We start from the raw sequence: 15233 nt of genomic DNA, 5'->3' as shown, positions 1-15233 counted from the left end.
CTTGCGCGAGGTCGCCGTTGCGATCGAAGCGCGCCGGCACGAGCGGCGCCGCCGCGCCGGTGCGGGCGTTGCACAAGGCCTCGGCTCTGGCCAGTGAGCGCCCGGCGACGAGCAGGACAGGCGTGGCTCGCTCTCCAGCAATTGCACGATGCGGCCGCCGAAAATGCCATAGCCGCCAACGACCAGAAGCCTCATCGCGCCGCTCTTTTTGCGTATGTCGTTCCCGGAACCGAGGTCACTTTTGGGTGACATGTGATTAGCCGATCACGCGCGCACGTATCGCGGCGGACAGGATCTCGCAACTGTCCTTGCGGCCGAACATGGCGTAGCGGTTTTTGGCGATGCGTTCGTAGAGCCAGTCACGCAAGGGGCGCGGGATGAGCAGCAGCGCTTTCGCCGCCCGCCACGGCCAGCCCAGTTCGGCCATCACCGCGATGAAACTGTCCAGCCGCATGAAGGGAGCGCCGCCGACAAGGACCAGATTGGTCTCGTAGCTGTCGGTGCGCAGCCCGTATCTCTGGAACAGCGCCTCGCCGAAGGGCGACTGCGCCGTGGCGAAGCGGAAGCGGTTTTTGCGGTCGAGCCCGACCACCGTGCGTACGAAGCCCGAGCACAGCACGCAGACGCCGTCGAAAACGATCAATGGCTGGCTGGCATCGAAGGGTTCAGGAGAAGAAGTCACGGGACGTCCGGCAGCTTGTGTCTTCAGACACTAAGCCCGCCGGCAGCGGGATCAAAGCCGCGGCGTTGTCGCACGGCTTCTCGCGGCCAGCGCGGGGCGCTCGGCGCGATAGGTGGTTGCGCGGGGATCGGCCTCCGGTCTGCAGATCCGGCTGTCGTGACGCGTTTCGAATGTCATGATCAATGCGCGCCGAGCGAGCTGCCGCGACGGGCGCAGGCCGGACCCGGGCCGCGCATGTAGTAGCGCTCCGGCCGATAGGTCGGCGCGATGAACTCGCGGATGGCGGCGGCATAGCCGGCGATGTGGCCCCAGAATTTCATTTTACTCAAGTCCCTGTCCCGATTTTCGGATGTCCCGTCCGATTGCGGGGATCATAGTGTCGAGGCGTGAATAGTCGGTGAACACGATGTTAATCTTTGGTCGAAAACCCCATGCTTCGTGGCCGGAATGCGGCTGTTTGGGGGTCTTTCGGTGTGGTTCGTCGCCATTTCCGGCATTGTGACTTTTGCATCACATATGTTTCGTCTGGATGTCGCTTGGGCGCGGTTCTGTTTCAGATTTGGCGAGCCTCTCGAAATTTCCATGCTCGCTGCCGAAATGCCCCTGGTTGCGCGCCCGGAACCGGAACGGGCCTTGCCCGTTCTCGCTTGAACCGCATCGCGCAGGAGTTCGCCATGGCACCTCGCCCCGCCTGGAAGGGCTATCTGAAACTGTCGCTGGTCACCTGCGCTGTCGAACTGACCAACGTCGTCACCCACGCCGAAAAAGTTTCGTTCCGGGTGCTCAACCGCAAGACCGGCAACACGGTCAAGCGCATCTATGTCGATTCTGAAACCGGCAAGCCGCTGGGCGATGGCGACGAGATCAGGGGCTATGAGGTGAGCCCCGGTGAGTTCGTCCATATCGAGGACGAAGAGATCGAAGCGGTGCAGATCGAGTCCTCGCACACGATGGCGCTGGACGGCTTCGTCGACAAAGCCTCGATAGAGCAGATCTATCTCGACACGCCCTATTATGTCACGCCCGCCGACAAGGTGTCGGAGGAGGCCTTTGCCGTCATTCGCGATGCCATGGCGGACAAGAAGATGGCCGGGCTGGCGCGCGTCGTGCTCTATAGCCGCGAGCGGCCCGTGGTCATCGAGCCGCGCGGCAAAGGCATGGTGCTGACCACCTTGCGCTACGGCAACACGGTGCGGGAGCCGGAGAGCATCTTCGGCGACATCAAGGCGGTGAAGACCGACCAGGAGATGACCGATATGGCCGAACGCATCATCGACAAGAAGAAGGGGAAGTTCGATCCGTCGACATTCGAGGACAAGTATGAGGACGCGCTGCTCGAACTGATCCGCGCCAAGAAGGCCGGAAAGAAGGCTCCGAAAGCGCAGGCCGCGCCCAAGCCGTCCAATGTCGTCAATCTGTTCGACGCGCTAAAGAAGAGCCTGTCCGATGGCGGCCAGGCGGAAGGCTCGGCGAAGAAGGCCAAGCCGGCGGCAAAAAGCGGCAAGGCGAAAGCTTCTGCGCCCAAGCGCAAGTCGGCTTGAGGGTCGGCGCCGTGGCCAACCTCGAACAATATCAGTCCAAACGCGATTTCAAGAAGACGGCCGAGCCGGCGGGCAAGGTCGCGCGCGGCAAGCAGCCCGGCGGCATCTTCGTCGTCCAGAAGCACGACGCGACCAGGCTGCACTATGATTTCCGCCTCGAGCATGAGGGCGTGTTGTGGAGCTGGGCGGTGACGCGAGGCCCGAGCCTCGACCCGCACGAAAAGCGGCTGGCCGTGCATGTCGAGGACCACCCGATCGACTATGCCGGCTTCGAGGGCACCATTCCCAAGGGCGAGTATGGCGGCGGCACCGTCATCGTCTGGGACGAAGGCACATGGACGCCAGAGATCGACCCCGCCAAGGCGATGAAAAAGGGCCATATCGACTTCGAACTCAACGGCCAGAAGCTGAATGGGCGGTGGCATCTGGTCAGGTTAAGACCCCGCCCGGGCGAAAAGCGCGACAACTGGCTGCTGATCAAATCCGACGATGCCGCCGCCCGCCCCGGCGACGATATCCTGAAGGACGCACCGAAATCGGTGAAGTCCGGCCTGACCATCGAAGAGGTCGCGGAAGGCAAGACCGCCGACGGCAAGAAGCCGAAGGTCTGGCACTCCAACAAGCCCGCGGCATCCAGCAAGGCGAAAGCCGGCAAGCGCCTCGACTTCGTCGAGCCGCAGCTGGCGACGCTGGAGCGCGAGGCGCCGCCCGGCGAGGACTGGCTGCATGAGGTGAAGTTCGACGGGTACCGCATGCAGGCGCAGATCGCCGGCACGGAGGTGCGGCTGCTGACCCGCACCGGCCTCGACTGGACGGGGAAATTCGGCCCCGAGATCGTCGCGGAACTCGCCCAGCTGAAATGCAGCGACGCCATCATCGATGGCGAGATCGTCGTGCTCGCCGACAGCGGCGTTTCGTCCTTCTCGCTGCTGCAGCAGGATCTCTCCGCCAATCGAACCGACCGCTTCACCTACTATGTGTTCGACCTGATGCGGCTTGACGGCAAGGATTTGCGCCGCGAGCCGCTGGTCGAGCGCAAGCAGGCGCTGCAGGAGCTGCTCGGCGAGACAGCCGAAAATGCCGCTGTTCGCTTCAGCGACCATTTCGCGGAACCGGGCAAGATCATGCTGCAGCACGCCTGCCGCATGGGCCTTGAAGGCATCGTCTCCAAGCGCGCCGATGCGCCCTACCGCAGCGGCCGTGGCCCAAGCTGGGTGAAGTCGAAATGCACGGCCCGCCAGGAATTCGTCATCGGCGGGTATCTGCCCTCGGACAAGACCGGCCGCGGCCTGCGTTCGCTGCTGGTCGGCTACCACGAGGGCGGCAAGCTCCACTATGCCGGCCGCGTCGGCACGGGCTTCACAGCCAGGAGCGCCACCGATTTGAAGAAAAAACTCGATGCGCTGAAGGCAGACGCCTCGCCGTTTGCCGCCGCGGTGCCAAAGGGCAAGGGTTTGGTCTGGGTCAGGCCCGAACTTGTCGGCGAAGTGGAGTTCCGCAGCTGGACCTCGGACCGTATAATACGCCACGCGTCGTTCCAGGGACTGCGCGAGGACAAGCCGGGGGAGGAAGTCGTGCAGGAAAAGCCATCGAAGGCGGCAAACAAGGCAAAGCCGGCGGCAGGCGGCGCCGGCAAGGCCGCCGGGGCTAAGGCGCCCGCGACGATCACGACCAGCGTAAAACTATCCCATCCCGACAAGCTGCTGTGGCCCGAGGAAAAAATATCCAAGCAGGACTTGCTCGAACACTACGCGCTGGTCTGGCCGCGCATGGAGCAGTTCGTCGTCAATCGGCCGCTCAGCCTGGTCCGGGCGCCGGATGGCATCGGCGGCCCGCGCTTCTTCCAGAAACATGCTTCGGCCGGCATGAGCGACAAGATTGCCCGGATGAAGGACCCGACCGATGGCGAGGAAATCCTGTTCATCCGCGATTTCGACGGCCTTGCCGCTCTGGTCCAGTATGGCGTGGTCGAGGTCCACATCTGGGGCTGCAAGATCGAGGAGCTGGAAAAGCCGGATCAGATCATCTTCGATCTCGATCCCGATGAAGGCGTCGACGTCAAGGCGGTGCGCGAGGCCGCGCTCGACATCAGGGGCAAGCTTGACGATCTGTCGCTGCCGAACTTCGTCAAGCCGTCAGGCGGCAAGGGCTATCACGTGCTGGTGCCGCTGAAGCCGTCGGCGGATTGGGAGGCGGTCAAAACCTTCTCGCATGATTTCGCCAAGGCGCTGGAGCAGGCCGCGCCCGACCGCTACACCGCGACGCTGTCGAAAAAGGCGCGCACGGGAAAAATCTTCGTCGACTATCTGCGCAACGGCAGGGGCTCGACGACCGTCGCGCCCTACTCTTCCCGCGCCAAGAAGGGCGCGACGGTGTCGGTGCCGGTAACGTGGGCGAAGGTTGAAAAAGGGTTGGCGCCGAATTCCTTCCCGATCGGCGACAAGACGACGCTGAAGGAGTTGGAGAAGGCCGATCCGTGGGCGGATTTCTTCGAGCAGGCGAAGGTGCTGAAGTGGGGGTGAGCGTCGCGCGCCTCACCTGCTACGCAAGCGTTCCGTCACACCCCCCTCTGTCCGGCAGGACAGAGGGGGGTGCTGTCCCGCCAGCGTCGCCCAATTAGCGCTGCCGAACCTCTACGCCAAAAACACCCGCTCGAACGCCTGCTTCCCCGGCGGTGAAAACACCACCGCGCGGCTGTCCTTCTCCCGCCTTGCCCATTTCTCCGCCAGGATCTTGTCCAGAATAGCCGCGCCCAGCGTTCCCGCAAGGTGCGAGCGGCGCACGCTCCAGTCGAGGCAGGCGCGGCAGACCGGCCGGCGCGGCCTGGCGCCGACATCGATGCCGAGGGCGGAAAAATGCGACGCCGCCGACGGCCCGAGCCGGATCTGCCCCGGCCTGATCTCCCCGAGCTTGGTCTCATTGTCGTCGCGCAACAGGATGCCGCGCGCGACGAGCCGGTCCAGCATCGCCACCGCCTGCTCGCCGGCGAGATGGTCATAGCAGACGCGGGCGACGCGCATGGCGCCGTCGCGCGGGCCGGGCCGCACGCGCTTGGGACCAACCGCTTCGGCCACCCCGGTGATGGCCTCGATCATGCCGGCAACCTGCGGCCCGGCGAGGCCGTAATAGCGATGCCGTCCCTGGCTGGCCAAAGTTAAAAGCCCGCCCTCCATCAGTTTCGACAGATGCGAGGACGCCGTCGGCAGCGAGACGCCGGCCTCCAGCGCCAGTTCGCTCGCCGTCAAAGCCGTGCCGCCCATCAGCGCATTCAGCATGTTTGCCCGCGCCGGATCGCCGACCAGGCTGGCGATGCGGGCAATGTCGGGTCCTTCACGCATAGTTAGGCCTCCATCGAAGCATTCTCGTCAGATAAGCATTATTGTCGGGCGGGATCAAGGAGAACGCCGATGCCAACCGCTTCCGCCCCACTCGCCAGCTGCCGGCCGTTCCCGTTCGTCACCTGGCTGCAACGGCGGCTTCTCGCCCGCTGGTACGACCGCCATCTGCAGCGGCTAGACCTCGCGGAGGTCAACGACCATCTGCTGCGCGATCTCGGCCTGACCCGTGAGGATGTGCGCCGCGAATGCGCAAAATCCTTCTGGCAGGCCTGACCGCCAGCGCTTTTGCTTAGCAGACCCTGCGGCACAACGTTTCGACGCCGCTCGAACTATCGATGCGAAACCCAAGGAGATCACGATGACCATCACCTGCTTCATCCGCTATGAGATCGACCCGTTCGGCAAGCCGGCCTTCGAGCAATATGCCAAGGCCTGGGGCCAGGCGATCCCGCGCTGCGGCGCCGATCTGATCGGCTACTACGCCCCGCATGAGGGCTCGGCCACCACCGCCTACGCCGCCTACAGCATCGACAGCCTCGCCGCCTACGAAGCATATCGCGCCCGTCTCGCCGCGGATCCGGCGGGCAAGGCCAATTACGAATTCGCCCGCCGCGAAAAGTTCATCTTGAAAGAGGACCGCATCTTCCTGAAGCTGGTGTCGGGGCCGCATGGACCGCGGCAGCTGTTCCAGACCGCGGTCAAGGAGGAGATATGATCGCTGTCATCTTCGAGGTGCAACCGGCTGAGGGAAAGCGCGATGCCTATCTCGGCATCGCTGCCGAACTGCGGCCGCTGCTCGACGGCATAGACGGTTTCATCTCGATCGAGCGCTTCCAGAGCCTGGGCGATCCCAACCGGGTCCTGTCACTGTCCTTCTGGCGCGACGAGGAAGCGGTGAAAGCCTGGCGCAACACGGAAGAGCACCGGCAGGCGCAGCATGCGGGCCGCGGCGGAATATTTGCCGGCTACCGGCTGCGGATTGCGCATGTGGTGCGGGATTACGGGCTGACGGAGAGGGACGAGGCGCCAGAGGATAGCAGGGCGGTGAATGGGTGACTAGGTATCGGCGTCGCGCCAGGCCCCCTCATCCGGCCGCTTCGCGGCCACCTTCTCCCCGCTGGGGAGAAGAGACTGGCGCAGGCTTCGAAAATCTCCTCTCCCCTCGGGGAGAGGTCAGCCGAGCGAAGCGGAGGCTGGGTGAGGGGGCGCTTGGCGCTCACGCATTCCCGATCAGCACCCCGGCCGCAAACACCAGCGCCCCGCCCAGCACCACCTGAAACGCCGCGCGCAGGAACGGGGTTTGCATGTAGCGGTTCTGCACGAAGGCGATCGCCCACAATTCGAAGAACACCACCACGGCCGCCACCGCCGTCGCCGTCCAGAAATGCGGGATGATGTAAGGCAGCGCGTGGCCGAGGCCACCCAGCGTCGTCATGATGCCGACAGTCAGGCCGCGCTTGATGGGCGAGCCACGCCCCGACAGCTTGCCGTCGTCCGAAGCGACTTCGGTAAAGCCCATCGAAATGCCGGCGCCGATCGAGGCGGCGAGGCCGACCAGCAGCGTCTGCCAGGTGTCGTGCGTGGCAAACGCGGCGGCAAAGATCGGCGCCAGTGTCGACACCGAGCCGTCCATCAGCCCGGCCAGTCCCGGCTGCACATAGGTCAGGATGAACTGGCGCTGCTCGGCGCTGGCTTCCTCGTCCTTCACCTCGCCCGGCACAAGTTTCTGCTCCAGCCGATGCGCCGAATTCTCATGGCTTTGCTCGGCCGCTGCAAGGTCGTTGAGCAGTTTTCGGGTCGAGGCGTCGCTGGTGCGCTTGGCCGCCTCCACATAGAAGCGATAGGCCTGCCGCTCCATCTCTTCGGCTTGGCGGCGCACATGCTCGATGCCCAGCGGCCGCACCAGCCAGTCGGGCTTGCGCTCGTAATAGCCTTTCACGTGCTCGCGGCGCAGCAGCGGAATGCGCTCGCCGAAACGCTTGCGGTAGAGCTCGATCAGGGAATCACGATGCCCGTCCTCCTCCTCCGCCATCACCTCGAACACTTTCGCCGATTGCGGAAAACTGTCCGCCAGCCCGTCGGCATAGGCGCGGTAGATGCGCCCGTCATCCTCTTCGGACGAAATTGCCAGCGCCAGGATCTCCTGTTCCGACAGCGTTTCGAAAGGACGGCGGCCGAAACCGAAGACACGGGAAAGCATGAGAAATTCACCCCAGTTTAGAACAATTCTAAACTAGGCGCTGCAGTCTCCGCGGTCAATCACCAGTCAAGAAATGTTGAAGCGCCGGATTGCAACGCGCTCTTCATTATCGGCAAATGTTCACCTATATTGTCGCGACACGCAAGCGAAAGGCATGAGCAAGATGACGGCAAAGCCGCACGACCACTTCGATCCGAAACCCGTCCTCGATCTGATCGCCAGCATCGAGGCCGATTTGCAGCGGCTGAAAGGCCTGGTCGAACAGCAAGTCGAAAAATTCGACCCCGCCAATCCGCACAACAAGGCGCCCGACGGCAAGCTGACCGAGGAGGGCGTCGAATGCTGCTACCGCCTGTTCGACGAAGGCAAGTCGCGCTATTCGGTCGCCCAGCAGATGAAGATCTCGTTTGCCGCCGCGACGCACCGGTTCAATTCCTGGCGCAAGGCGGGCGGCCCGAAGCGGCAGAGGGCGTTGATGGGATAACTGGCGAAAGCCAAGGCGAAATCCGATCTCCCCCCTCGTGGGGGAGATGGCCGGCAGGCCAGAGGGGTGCGCTGTCCCGCCGACCTTTCCCTGCCTAAAGCCCAGCACCGGCACCGTTCAGGATGCGCCGCCAAGCCCAGCCGCAATCACAATATGCTGGCAGACATTGTCGACGTCGCGGATGACGTCGTCATTCCAGAACCGCAGGACGGTCCAGCCATCTTGTTCGAGGTGCGATGTCCGCGTTTCATCACCGGCAGCCGCGCCGGCGTCCGCATGCTGGGAGCCATCGACTTCGATGACCAGGTTCTTCTCCGGGCAAGCGAAATCGACGAGGTAGGCGGCAATCGGAAATTGTCGCCGGAAGCCAAGCCCCATCAGCCGGTGGGCACGAAGTTCGTTCCAGAGCTTGAGTTCGGCTGGCGTCAGGACTTTGCGCATCGATCTGGCGTTTGCGCGATGTCGAGGCGGTAGAGGCGTGTGCGGCATTACGATGCTCGGTGGTTGCCGAGGCTTGCGCTCTATGGCGCCCCCCTCTGTCCTGCCGGACATCTCCCCCACTTGGGGGGAGATTGGCTGTACTTCCTACGGCGTCAGTTCAATTTCCTCCGTCTCGCCGCCATTGCAGGTGTAGCAGCAATCCTCGCATTTTTCCTTGTTGTTGGGGCCGACGCCCCAATAGGTTCCCTCGTCGCCGTCGACCCAGGCGCCGTAGCAGATGGACTCGCCCTCGTCGCACGACACCGGGATCTGCTTGGTCTCGCCGTCGTCGAGATAGAAATCCTTGTCGTTGCCCGGCCAGACATAGTCGCGGTCCTGGCTGTAGAGCTCGAGGCGCATGGCGTTGGGATGGCTGTTCTTGACGGCGAAGGTGATGTCGGCGGCGTGAGCCGCCGGCGCAAACAGCGCCGCAAGCGACAGCGCGACGACGACGCGGCGCAGACAAGTGAAAGACATGGTGTTCCCCCGAGGCAATCGGCCCCCCGGCCGAGGGGGCCAGCATCGCATGATGGCGGCTGACATTGAAGGGGAGCGGCTGACTGATTTTGGGGTGATTGGCGAAGGGCGGAACTGCTGATCTCCCCCCTCGCGGGGGAGATGCCTGGCAAGGCAGAGGGGGGCGCTGTCCCGCCGACCTCTCATTCCTGCAGCCGCGTCATTTCAATTTTAGGCTTGCTGATCCATACGCTGGCGATCCTTCGCGCCCCCCTCTGTCCTGCCGGACATCTCCCCCACGAAGGGGGAGATTAGCAGCTCGGCACCCCGCCCCTCACTCCACCAGATCGATCGTCTCGGTCGTCTTCTCCACGCAGATGAAGCAGCATGTATCGCACGGCTGGTCATTATCCGGCCCGACCCCGGCGGAGACCGCATCATTGCCGTTCACCCAGGCGCCATAGCAGATACTCTCGCCCGAATTGCACGAGATCGGCACCGATTTCTGCGAGCTCGGCTCGATCAGAAACACCTGGTCGCCGCCCGGCCACGACATCTTGCGGTCATGGCTGAACAGTTCCACCGCCACCGCCTGGCTGCGCAGGTTCTTGACGAAGAACGCCATATCGGCGGCATGCGCCGGGGTGGCGATGAGCAGGGCGGCAAGGGTGAGGCGGAGCATGATGGGATCCCGAATCGGAGACGGGAACTAGAGCATGAGCGGAGAAGCGACGCGAGGCGGTCGAGCGGGTAATCTCCCTCCTTGAGGGGGAGATGGCCGGCAGGCCAGAGGGGGGCGGTCCGACTGGGCTCAACCTTGTTGCCGCAGATCGAAGCTAGCACTTCACGCGAGGCGACCCCCTCTGTCGCCTTCGGTGACATCTCCCCCTCAAGGGGGGAGATTAGCGCAGCGGCGCCAGCCGCCAGATCGCGTCAATCACCCGGCGTCTTCAGCAAGGCCCAGATCCACCCGGCAAACGTCAGCACCAAGGAACGGATAGCCGGCGGCGGGCAGCGGCGCCGAGGTCGGCAAGGGCGCATCGCGGCAACCAGAGCGTCAGGCGAAAATAGCTTCACGATAGCCATCGGCAGCCATTCGGCTAGTAGGCAATTCCAGACGTCTCACGAAGATCTCTATATAACTTTGCAGACCCAGATGTGCCTGGCACATATCTCTCTATGTTAAAATCATCGTCGGTTAGCTTAACTCTTGAAAATATGGCCAGAAAATCGTCCTTTTTTGCAGGACTCCCCGGTGAGGTGACGTGCAGGTATGCGTTCCTGAAGAAACGCATCAGCGCATCAAATCCGTTCGTTTTATTCAACATGATCCCTCGACCGGAATTCCCCCAAGCGGTAGGCCATCTTTGTTGAACGGCACTAAAATATTCCCAAATTAGATTAGCAATCTCACCGTCTCGCTCTTCTACAAACATCGGTCTTAGAACAAGCTTCTCCGCCTCTTGAGGAGTGACGCGGGGCCAGCGATTTCCGCGTCTGCCGATATCGCGATCTTGTAAGATCTGTATGCGGTTGGCGCAAATGTACTGCAACACACCCTGCACAACCGTAGCCTGCGAAAGTGTCTCATTGTATCTGCCTTCGGTGGCGATACCCAGACGCTTGATTCTTTTATAGAACGGGCTCCCCTCGGTTCTATCGAGTGCCACTGCGATATTGTGGCACGTCTTCTCCGGACTCCTCGATTTACTGTACTCGAACAGGTCGTACACGAGACTCCGATTAACCTTATTCTGGTTGATATTGACAGTCGCAAAAATATTCGCCTGGTCCGCAATGTCCGCGCCGACAAATATCGAGACGTTTACCTCGAAGTTTGTTTCCGGATACTTCTCAAGGCCCGCAATACGATGCTGCCCATCAATCACGCGGGCAATTTGCCTATATAGGATCCGCTCATCCTCACTTTCCGGGGCGGGAAAATTAGACAGTTTCATATTAAAAAATCTATCGCCATTCTTCTCTACGGGAGACAATTCCACGCAATTTTCTGGCACAGCTAGAATAACGGCCGTTGGGAACGTCGCGTCGGCTGAACGCACATACTGCCGAATTTCGTCTACCCGTTTTGGGTTCAACTGCCGTTGAATTCCCAAATAGGTATCGAGTCCGTCTTCAATCAAAATCTTTCTGATGTCGAAATAGGTTATCTCAAATAAGTCGCGAGACCCGATCGCACCCACGTAGAAGTCGCCGATTGGTTGGGTCACCCTCACAACAGGAACGGCGAGCGACTTTGAACTTTCGCGAATCATTTCGCGCTCTCCCGGAGCTCGCGTAAACTCCGCTCGGTTTCATCCTCGCCGTCTCTAAAGTCCCTATCGACATCTGCCGGATCCAGTTGCCGAAACATAAGTATCAACAGGTAGAGCACTGCAGACGTCAGATACACAACAATTGATGTCACCTTTACCGGCCCGATGGCTATCTTGTTCGAGGTCGGATCGATACCAATCACTGTCGCGCAAACAACACAGAATGCCAGAGATATAAGCCAAAAGTAAATTCTAAGCGGAAAGTCCCTCTTTAGGTCCGCCGACGAATACCACACCACGGCCGCAACAAATGACATGGCATAAAACAGCAATTGCCCATTAAACAATGTGGTCGAGAGTACCTCCCAAAATCCCAGCGGAGGAAATTCCTTTGACGGTTCGGGATGCTCTATAAGATACCTCAGGTATACGGCAAACGCCGCCAAAATTAGCGGCATCAGCGACACTAGTCCTATCGTAACAACTTCTTTGATAGAGTTAGACCAGGTCTCTCTATCGGCCCTATACAAGGCCTTCAGCCAATGCTCAGCTCGGATCTTCATAGCTCTTTATCAACACTTCGGTTGTGATCTGCCTGCCCCGCGACGAGCCTGAAATAACGGACTGCCGAGGCAGAGTTACAAATGATTCAAAGTCATGATACAAATCCAAAATAGATTGATGGTTCGCGTTCGTCATCAAAAACTCAGCCCCCCGCTCCGCGGCCCGTCTTAGAGCTTGACTCAGCCTTACTTGATCTTCCCAAGAGAAGATCTTTTCATTGTATTTCACAAATCCATTCATATTGTGGGCTGTCGTGTACGGCGGGTCAATAAATAAAAAGTCCCCATCCGTCGCTAAATCCACAACGGCTTCAAAGTCGCTGCAAATTATATCAGCTCCTTTCAGGAGTTCTGATACTTTTGCGAAATCGTCGTCCTCAAAAACAATCTTCTGTTTCGTGCCTATTGGGACGTTAAATTCCCCTTTCAGGTTTTCTCTATAGAGGCCGTTCCAGCACGCTCTGTTCAGATATAGAAACTGAGCAGCTCGATCAAATAAATCGGATGCTTGCCTACTTCTTTCGCCGTAATAATATTCGGAACTGTGTGCTTTCTGGTGTGAATTTAGAAGGCACTGTACCTTGCCCCAATTCTCGCGAATGGCGGTGTACGCATCGATCAACCTACTATTTAGGTCGGACAGCACTGCCCTCTTGGGGCTGTGGGCGAAATAGATCGCTCCTCCTCCGAGGAACGGCTCAAAATATCGTCCAGAATATTGAGAAATCTGAAAGCTATCCCGCTTCGCCAGCCAACGCTTTCCACCAGCCCATTTTAAGAATGGCTTGATCGACATGGTCACCCCCTTGAACAAACTGAACTGAATTTGACTATTCGTCAATCTGTGGGGTGAGGACTACTAGTCGCCCATCTTAAGCGCCTGAATAAACGCCTCCTGCGGGATATCCACCTTGCCGAACTGCCGCATCCGCTTCTTGCCCTCTTTCTGCTTGTCGAGCAGCTTGCGCTTGCGGGACACGTCGCCGCCGTAGCACTTCGCGGTCACGTCCTTGCGCAGCGCCGAGATGGTTTCGCGGGCGATGACCTTGCCGCCGATGGCGGCCTGGATCGGGATCTTGAAGAGGTGGTTCGGGATCAGCTCCTTCAGCTTCTCGCACATCTGGCGGCCGCGCTTTTCCGCCGCGGTGCGGTGGACCAGCATGGACAGCGCGTCGACCGGCTCCTCATTGACCAGGATCGACATCTTCACCAAATCGCCTTCCTTGTAGTCGGTCAGGTGATAGTCGAAGGAGGCGTAGCCCTTGGAGATCGACTTCAGCCGGTCGTAGAAATCGAACACGACTTCGTTGAGCGGCAGGTCGTAGATCAGCATGGCGCGCTTGCCGACATAGGAGAGGTCGGCCTGGATGCCGCGCCGGTCCTGGCAAAGCTTCAGGATGCCGCCGAGATAGTCGTCGGGCGTCAGGATGGTGGCGCGGATCCACGGCTCCTCGATGGCCGAGATTTTCACCACGTCAGGCATGTCGGCGGGGTTGTGCAGCTCCTTCGTCGAGCCGTCGGTGAGCAGCAGCCGGTAGACGACGGACGGCGCCGTGGCGATCAGGTCGAGGTTGAACTCGCGCTCCAGCCGCTCCTGGATGATTTCCAGGTGCAGCAGACCGAGGAAGCCGCAGCGATAGCCGAAGCCGAGCGCGGCACTGGTCTCCATTTCATAGGAGAAGCTGGCGTCGTTGAGGCGCAATTTGCCGACGGCGGCGCGCAGATCCTCGAAATCGGCGGCGTCGACCGGGAACAGGCCGCAAAACACCACCGGCTGCGCCGGCTTGAAGCCGGGCAGCGCGTGCGCGGTCTGGCGCTTGTCCTCGGTGATGGTGTCGCCGACGCGTGTGTCGGCCACTTCCTTGATCGAGCCGGTGAAGAAGCCGAACTCGCCGGGGCCGAGCTCGTCGACATTGATGCGGGCGGGCGTGAACACGCCGGTGCGCTCGACCAGATGTTTTGCGCCGGTACCCATCATGCGGATGGTCGCACCCTTTTTCAGCACGCCGTCGATGATGCGCACCAGAACGATGACGCCGAGATAGGCGTCGTACCAGCTGTCGACCAGCATGGCCTTCAGCGGTGCTGACGCATCGCCCTCGCGCGGCGGCGGCAATTGGTGGACGATGGCTTCGAGCACATCGGGAATGCCGAGACCGGTCTTGGCCGAGATCAGCACGGCGTTGGAGGCATCGATGCCGATGACCTCCTCGACCTGCTCGCGGATGCGCTCGGGCTCGGCGGCCGGCAGGTCGACCTTGTTCAGCACCACGACGATCTCGTGGTTGTTGTCGATGGCCTGGTAGACATTGGCCAGCGTCTGCGCCTCGACTCCCTGTGAGGCGTCGACGACCAGCAGCGAACCCTCGCAGGCGGCCAGCGAGCGCGACACTTCATAGGCGAAGTCGACATGGCCGGGCGTGTCGATCAGGTTGAGGATATAGTCCTCGCCATTGTTGGCGCGGTATTTCAGCCGCACCGTCTGCGCCTTGATGGTGATGCCGCGCTCGCGCTCAATGTCCATCGAGTCCAGCACCTGCTCCTTCATGTCGCGCAGCTCCAGCCCGCCGGTGGACTGGATCAGCCGGTCGGCAAGCGTGGATTTGCCATGGTCGATATGGGCGACGATGGAGAAATTGCGGATGTGGTCGAGAGGCGTGCTCATGGCGCGCGCTTTAGCAGGGGCGGGTTGCAGGGGCAAGCGGGCGGTGGCGGTGCCCTTGCCTTCTCCCTTTGTGGGAGAAGGTGGATCGGCGCGCAGCGCCGAGACGGATGAGGGGTGTTCCAGCTTGACGCCGGCGTTCTTTCACCGCCATGGCTGCAAACTGACATCCCTTACATAAGCGATTTTCGTGGTGCAGACGCTGTCCATGTCTTTCAGGACATCGTCGTTCCAAAAGCGCAACACACGAAAGCCTCTCGCCTCCAGTTCCGTTCTACGGGCCTGGTCTGACTCTGAGTCCGCATGCTGACTCCCATCGATCTCGATGATGAGGAGTGATTCAAGACAAGCGAAATCGGCGACGTATTTTCCAACAGGAACTTGGCGCCGAAATTTGATCCGATCGAGCCTGCGGTCACGTAGTTCGTGCCACAGTTTGTCTTCCGCCTCCGTCATTTCACGTCGGAGCGAATGGGCAAAGTTTCGTTTGGCAGGAGCGAACGGGCTGATGTGGCATGACGTTAGATTAACCAACGTCTCACTCCGCTGGA

The 15233-nt window shown here is 60.9% G+C and carries 18 protein-coding genes; 6 read left to right on the top strand and 12 right to left on the bottom strand.

The window, feature by feature from the left end; translation table 11 throughout:
- Positions 1-256: 256 nt before the first annotated feature.
- Entirely contained in the window at positions 257-682 is a 426-nt protein-coding gene (locus tag ACYG9R_RS10935; RefSeq protein ID WP_031199395.1) for a thiol-disulfide oxidoreductase DCC family protein, read from the bottom strand.
- A gap of 179 nt (positions 683-861) precedes the next feature.
- A complete protein-coding gene (locus ACYG9R_RS10930) occupies positions 862-1011 on the bottom strand; it encodes a hypothetical protein (RefSeq protein WP_196813601.1) in 150 nt (49 codons plus the stop codon).
- 345 nt (positions 1012-1356) lie between these two features.
- On the opposite strand from ACYG9R_RS10930, the gene ku reads away from it, so the two are divergent.
- Both ku and ligD read left to right on the top strand, forming a co-directional pair.
- Complete coding sequence (ku, locus tag ACYG9R_RS10925) at positions 1357-2223, top strand: non-homologous end joining protein Ku (protein ID WP_023824060.1); 867 nt, start codon at positions 1357-1359, stop codon at positions 2221-2223.
- 11 nt (positions 2224-2234) lie between these two features.
- Positions 2235-4745 (top strand): DNA ligase D, encoded by a 2511-nt coding sequence (ligD, locus tag ACYG9R_RS10920; protein WP_023824059.1) that lies wholly within the window; start codon positions 2235-2237, stop codon positions 4743-4745.
- Positions 4746-4856: 111 nt separating this feature from the next.
- Here the strand turns inward: ligD and ACYG9R_RS10915 are convergent, their stop codons facing one another.
- Positions 4857-5561 carry an ArsR/SmtB family transcription factor gene (locus ACYG9R_RS10915; protein WP_023824058.1) on the bottom strand — a complete coding sequence of 235 codons (705 nt, stop codon included), beginning with the start codon at positions 5559-5561 and terminating at the stop codon, positions 4857-4859.
- A 69-nt stretch (positions 5562-5630) separates the two neighbouring features.
- Between ACYG9R_RS10915 and ACYG9R_RS10910 the strand changes: the two genes are divergently transcribed.
- The 3 genes from ACYG9R_RS10910 to ACYG9R_RS10900 all read left to right on the top strand — a co-directional run bounded on the left by ACYG9R_RS10910 (position 5631) and on the right by ACYG9R_RS10900 (position 6617).
- Positions 5631-5834, top strand: coding sequence for a DUF1127 domain-containing protein (locus ACYG9R_RS10910; RefSeq protein ID WP_023824057.1), 204 nt, complete (start codon positions 5631-5633; stop codon positions 5832-5834).
- 85 nt (positions 5835-5919) lie between these two features.
- Positions 5920-6276 (top strand): NIPSNAP family protein, encoded by a 357-nt coding sequence (locus ACYG9R_RS10905; RefSeq protein ID WP_023692959.1) that lies wholly within the window; start codon positions 5920-5922, stop codon positions 6274-6276.
- Positions 6273-6617 (top strand): antibiotic biosynthesis monooxygenase family protein, encoded by a 345-nt coding sequence (locus ACYG9R_RS10900; RefSeq protein WP_023692960.1) that lies wholly within the window; start codon positions 6273-6275, stop codon positions 6615-6617. Before ACYG9R_RS10905 ends, ACYG9R_RS10900 begins: the two co-directional genes overlap by 4 nt.
- A gap of 160 nt (positions 6618-6777) precedes the next feature.
- On the opposite strand, the gene mbfA is transcribed toward ACYG9R_RS10900, so the two are convergent.
- Positions 6778-7761: an iron exporter MbfA gene (gene mbfA, locus ACYG9R_RS10895; protein WP_023824056.1), complete on the bottom strand. Its 984-nt coding sequence runs from the start codon at positions 7759-7761 to the stop codon at positions 6778-6780.
- A 163-nt stretch (positions 7762-7924) separates the two neighbouring features.
- On the opposite strand from mbfA, the gene ACYG9R_RS10890 reads away from it, so the two are divergent.
- Positions 7925-8245, top strand: a complete 321-nt coding sequence (locus tag ACYG9R_RS10890; RefSeq protein ID WP_023692961.1) for a hypothetical protein — start codon at positions 7925-7927, stop codon at positions 8243-8245.
- 117 nt (positions 8246-8362) lie between these two features.
- Here the strand turns inward: ACYG9R_RS10890 and ACYG9R_RS10885 are convergent, their stop codons facing one another.
- The 8 genes from ACYG9R_RS10885 to ACYG9R_RS10850 form a co-directional block, all read right to left on the bottom strand.
- The gene (locus ACYG9R_RS10885; protein WP_023824055.1) at positions 8363-8734 is read right to left on the bottom strand and encodes an endonuclease domain-containing protein; all 372 of its coding nucleotides are present in this window, start codon (positions 8732-8734) and stop codon (positions 8363-8365) included.
- A gap of 96 nt (positions 8735-8830) precedes the next feature.
- Positions 8831-9202, bottom strand: coding sequence for a hypothetical protein (locus tag ACYG9R_RS10880; protein ID WP_023703874.1), 372 nt, complete (start codon positions 9200-9202; stop codon positions 8831-8833).
- A 313-nt stretch (positions 9203-9515) separates the two neighbouring features.
- Positions 9516-9863: a hypothetical protein gene (locus ACYG9R_RS10875; protein ID WP_023824054.1), complete on the bottom strand. Its 348-nt coding sequence runs from the start codon at positions 9861-9863 to the stop codon at positions 9516-9518.
- Between the two features lie 418 nt (positions 9864-10281).
- Positions 10282-11457, bottom strand: coding sequence for a DGQHR domain-containing protein (locus ACYG9R_RS10870; RefSeq protein WP_023824053.1), 1176 nt, complete (start codon positions 11455-11457; stop codon positions 10282-10284).
- A complete protein-coding gene (locus tag ACYG9R_RS10865; protein WP_023824052.1) occupies positions 11454-12020 on the bottom strand; it encodes a hypothetical protein in 567 nt (188 codons plus the stop codon). Before ACYG9R_RS10865 ends, ACYG9R_RS10870 begins: the two co-directional genes overlap by 4 nt.
- Entirely contained in the window at positions 12004-12816 is an 813-nt protein-coding gene (locus tag ACYG9R_RS10860; RefSeq protein WP_032886162.1) for a DNA adenine methylase, read from the bottom strand. The genes ACYG9R_RS10865 and ACYG9R_RS10860 overlap by 17 nt, the downstream gene beginning before the upstream one ends.
- 63 nt (positions 12817-12879) lie before the next feature.
- Complete coding sequence (lepA, locus tag ACYG9R_RS10855) at positions 12880-14685, bottom strand: translation elongation factor 4 (RefSeq protein ID WP_023824050.1); 1806 nt, start codon at positions 14683-14685, stop codon at positions 12880-12882.
- Positions 14686-14826: 141 nt separating this feature from the next.
- Positions 14827-15138, bottom strand: coding sequence for an endonuclease domain-containing protein (locus ACYG9R_RS10850; RefSeq protein ID WP_050590520.1), 312 nt, complete (start codon positions 15136-15138; stop codon positions 14827-14829).
- Between the last annotated feature and the right edge of the window lie 95 nt (positions 15139-15233).

It is taken from the genome of Mesorhizobium sp. RSR565B, from assembly GCF_054719465.1.
The sequence above is the reverse complement of the archived record's forward strand: the minus strand, read 5'-3'. Positions and strand labels throughout refer to the sequence as shown.

Excerpts from the sequence above, each read along its gene's own strand:
- ku (WP_023824060.1), top strand. The coding sequence starts at position 1,357 with ATGGCACCTCGCCCCGCCTGGAAGGGCTATCTGAAACTGTCGCTGGTC.
- ACYG9R_RS10915 (WP_023824058.1), bottom strand. The coding sequence starts at position 5,561 with ATGCGTGAAGGACCCGACATTGCCCGCATCGCCAGCCTGGTCGGCGAT.
- ACYG9R_RS10910 (WP_023824057.1), top strand. The coding sequence starts at position 5,631 with ATGCCAACCGCTTCCGCCCCACTCGCCAGCTGCCGGCCGTTCCCGTTC.
- ACYG9R_RS10905 (WP_023692959.1), top strand. The coding sequence starts at position 5,920 with ATGACCATCACCTGCTTCATCCGCTATGAGATCGACCCGTTCGGCAAG.
- ACYG9R_RS10900 (WP_023692960.1), top strand. The coding sequence starts at position 6,273 with ATGATCGCTGTCATCTTCGAGGTGCAACCGGCTGAGGGAAAGCGCGAT.
- mbfA (WP_023824056.1), bottom strand. The coding sequence starts at position 7,761 with ATGCTTTCCCGTGTCTTCGGTTTCGGCCGCCGTCCTTTCGAAACGCTG.
- ACYG9R_RS10890 (WP_023692961.1), top strand. The coding sequence starts at position 7,925 with ATGACGGCAAAGCCGCACGACCACTTCGATCCGAAACCCGTCCTCGAT.
- ACYG9R_RS10885 (WP_023824055.1), bottom strand. The coding sequence starts at position 8,734 with ATGCCGCACACGCCTCTACCGCCTCGACATCGCGCAAACGCCAGATCG.
- ACYG9R_RS10880 (WP_023703874.1), bottom strand. The coding sequence starts at position 9,202 with ATGTCTTTCACTTGTCTGCGCCGCGTCGTCGTCGCGCTGTCGCTTGCG.
- ACYG9R_RS10875 (WP_023824054.1), bottom strand. The coding sequence starts at position 9,863 with ATGCTCCGCCTCACCCTTGCCGCCCTGCTCATCGCCACCCCGGCGCAT.
- ACYG9R_RS10870 (WP_023824053.1), bottom strand. The coding sequence starts at position 11,457 with ATGATTCGCGAAAGTTCAAAGTCGCTCGCCGTTCCTGTTGTGAGGGTG.
- ACYG9R_RS10865 (WP_023824052.1), bottom strand. The coding sequence starts at position 12,020 with ATGAAGATCCGAGCTGAGCATTGGCTGAAGGCCTTGTATAGGGCCGAT.
- ACYG9R_RS10860 (WP_032886162.1), bottom strand. The coding sequence starts at position 12,816 with ATGTCGATCAAGCCATTCTTAAAATGGGCTGGTGGAAAGCGTTGGCTG.
- lepA (WP_023824050.1), bottom strand. The coding sequence starts at position 14,685 with ATGAGCACGCCTCTCGACCACATCCGCAATTTCTCCATCGTCGCCCAT.
- ACYG9R_RS10850 (WP_050590520.1), bottom strand. The coding sequence starts at position 15,138 with ATGACGGAGGCGGAAGACAAACTGTGGCACGAACTACGTGACCGCAGG.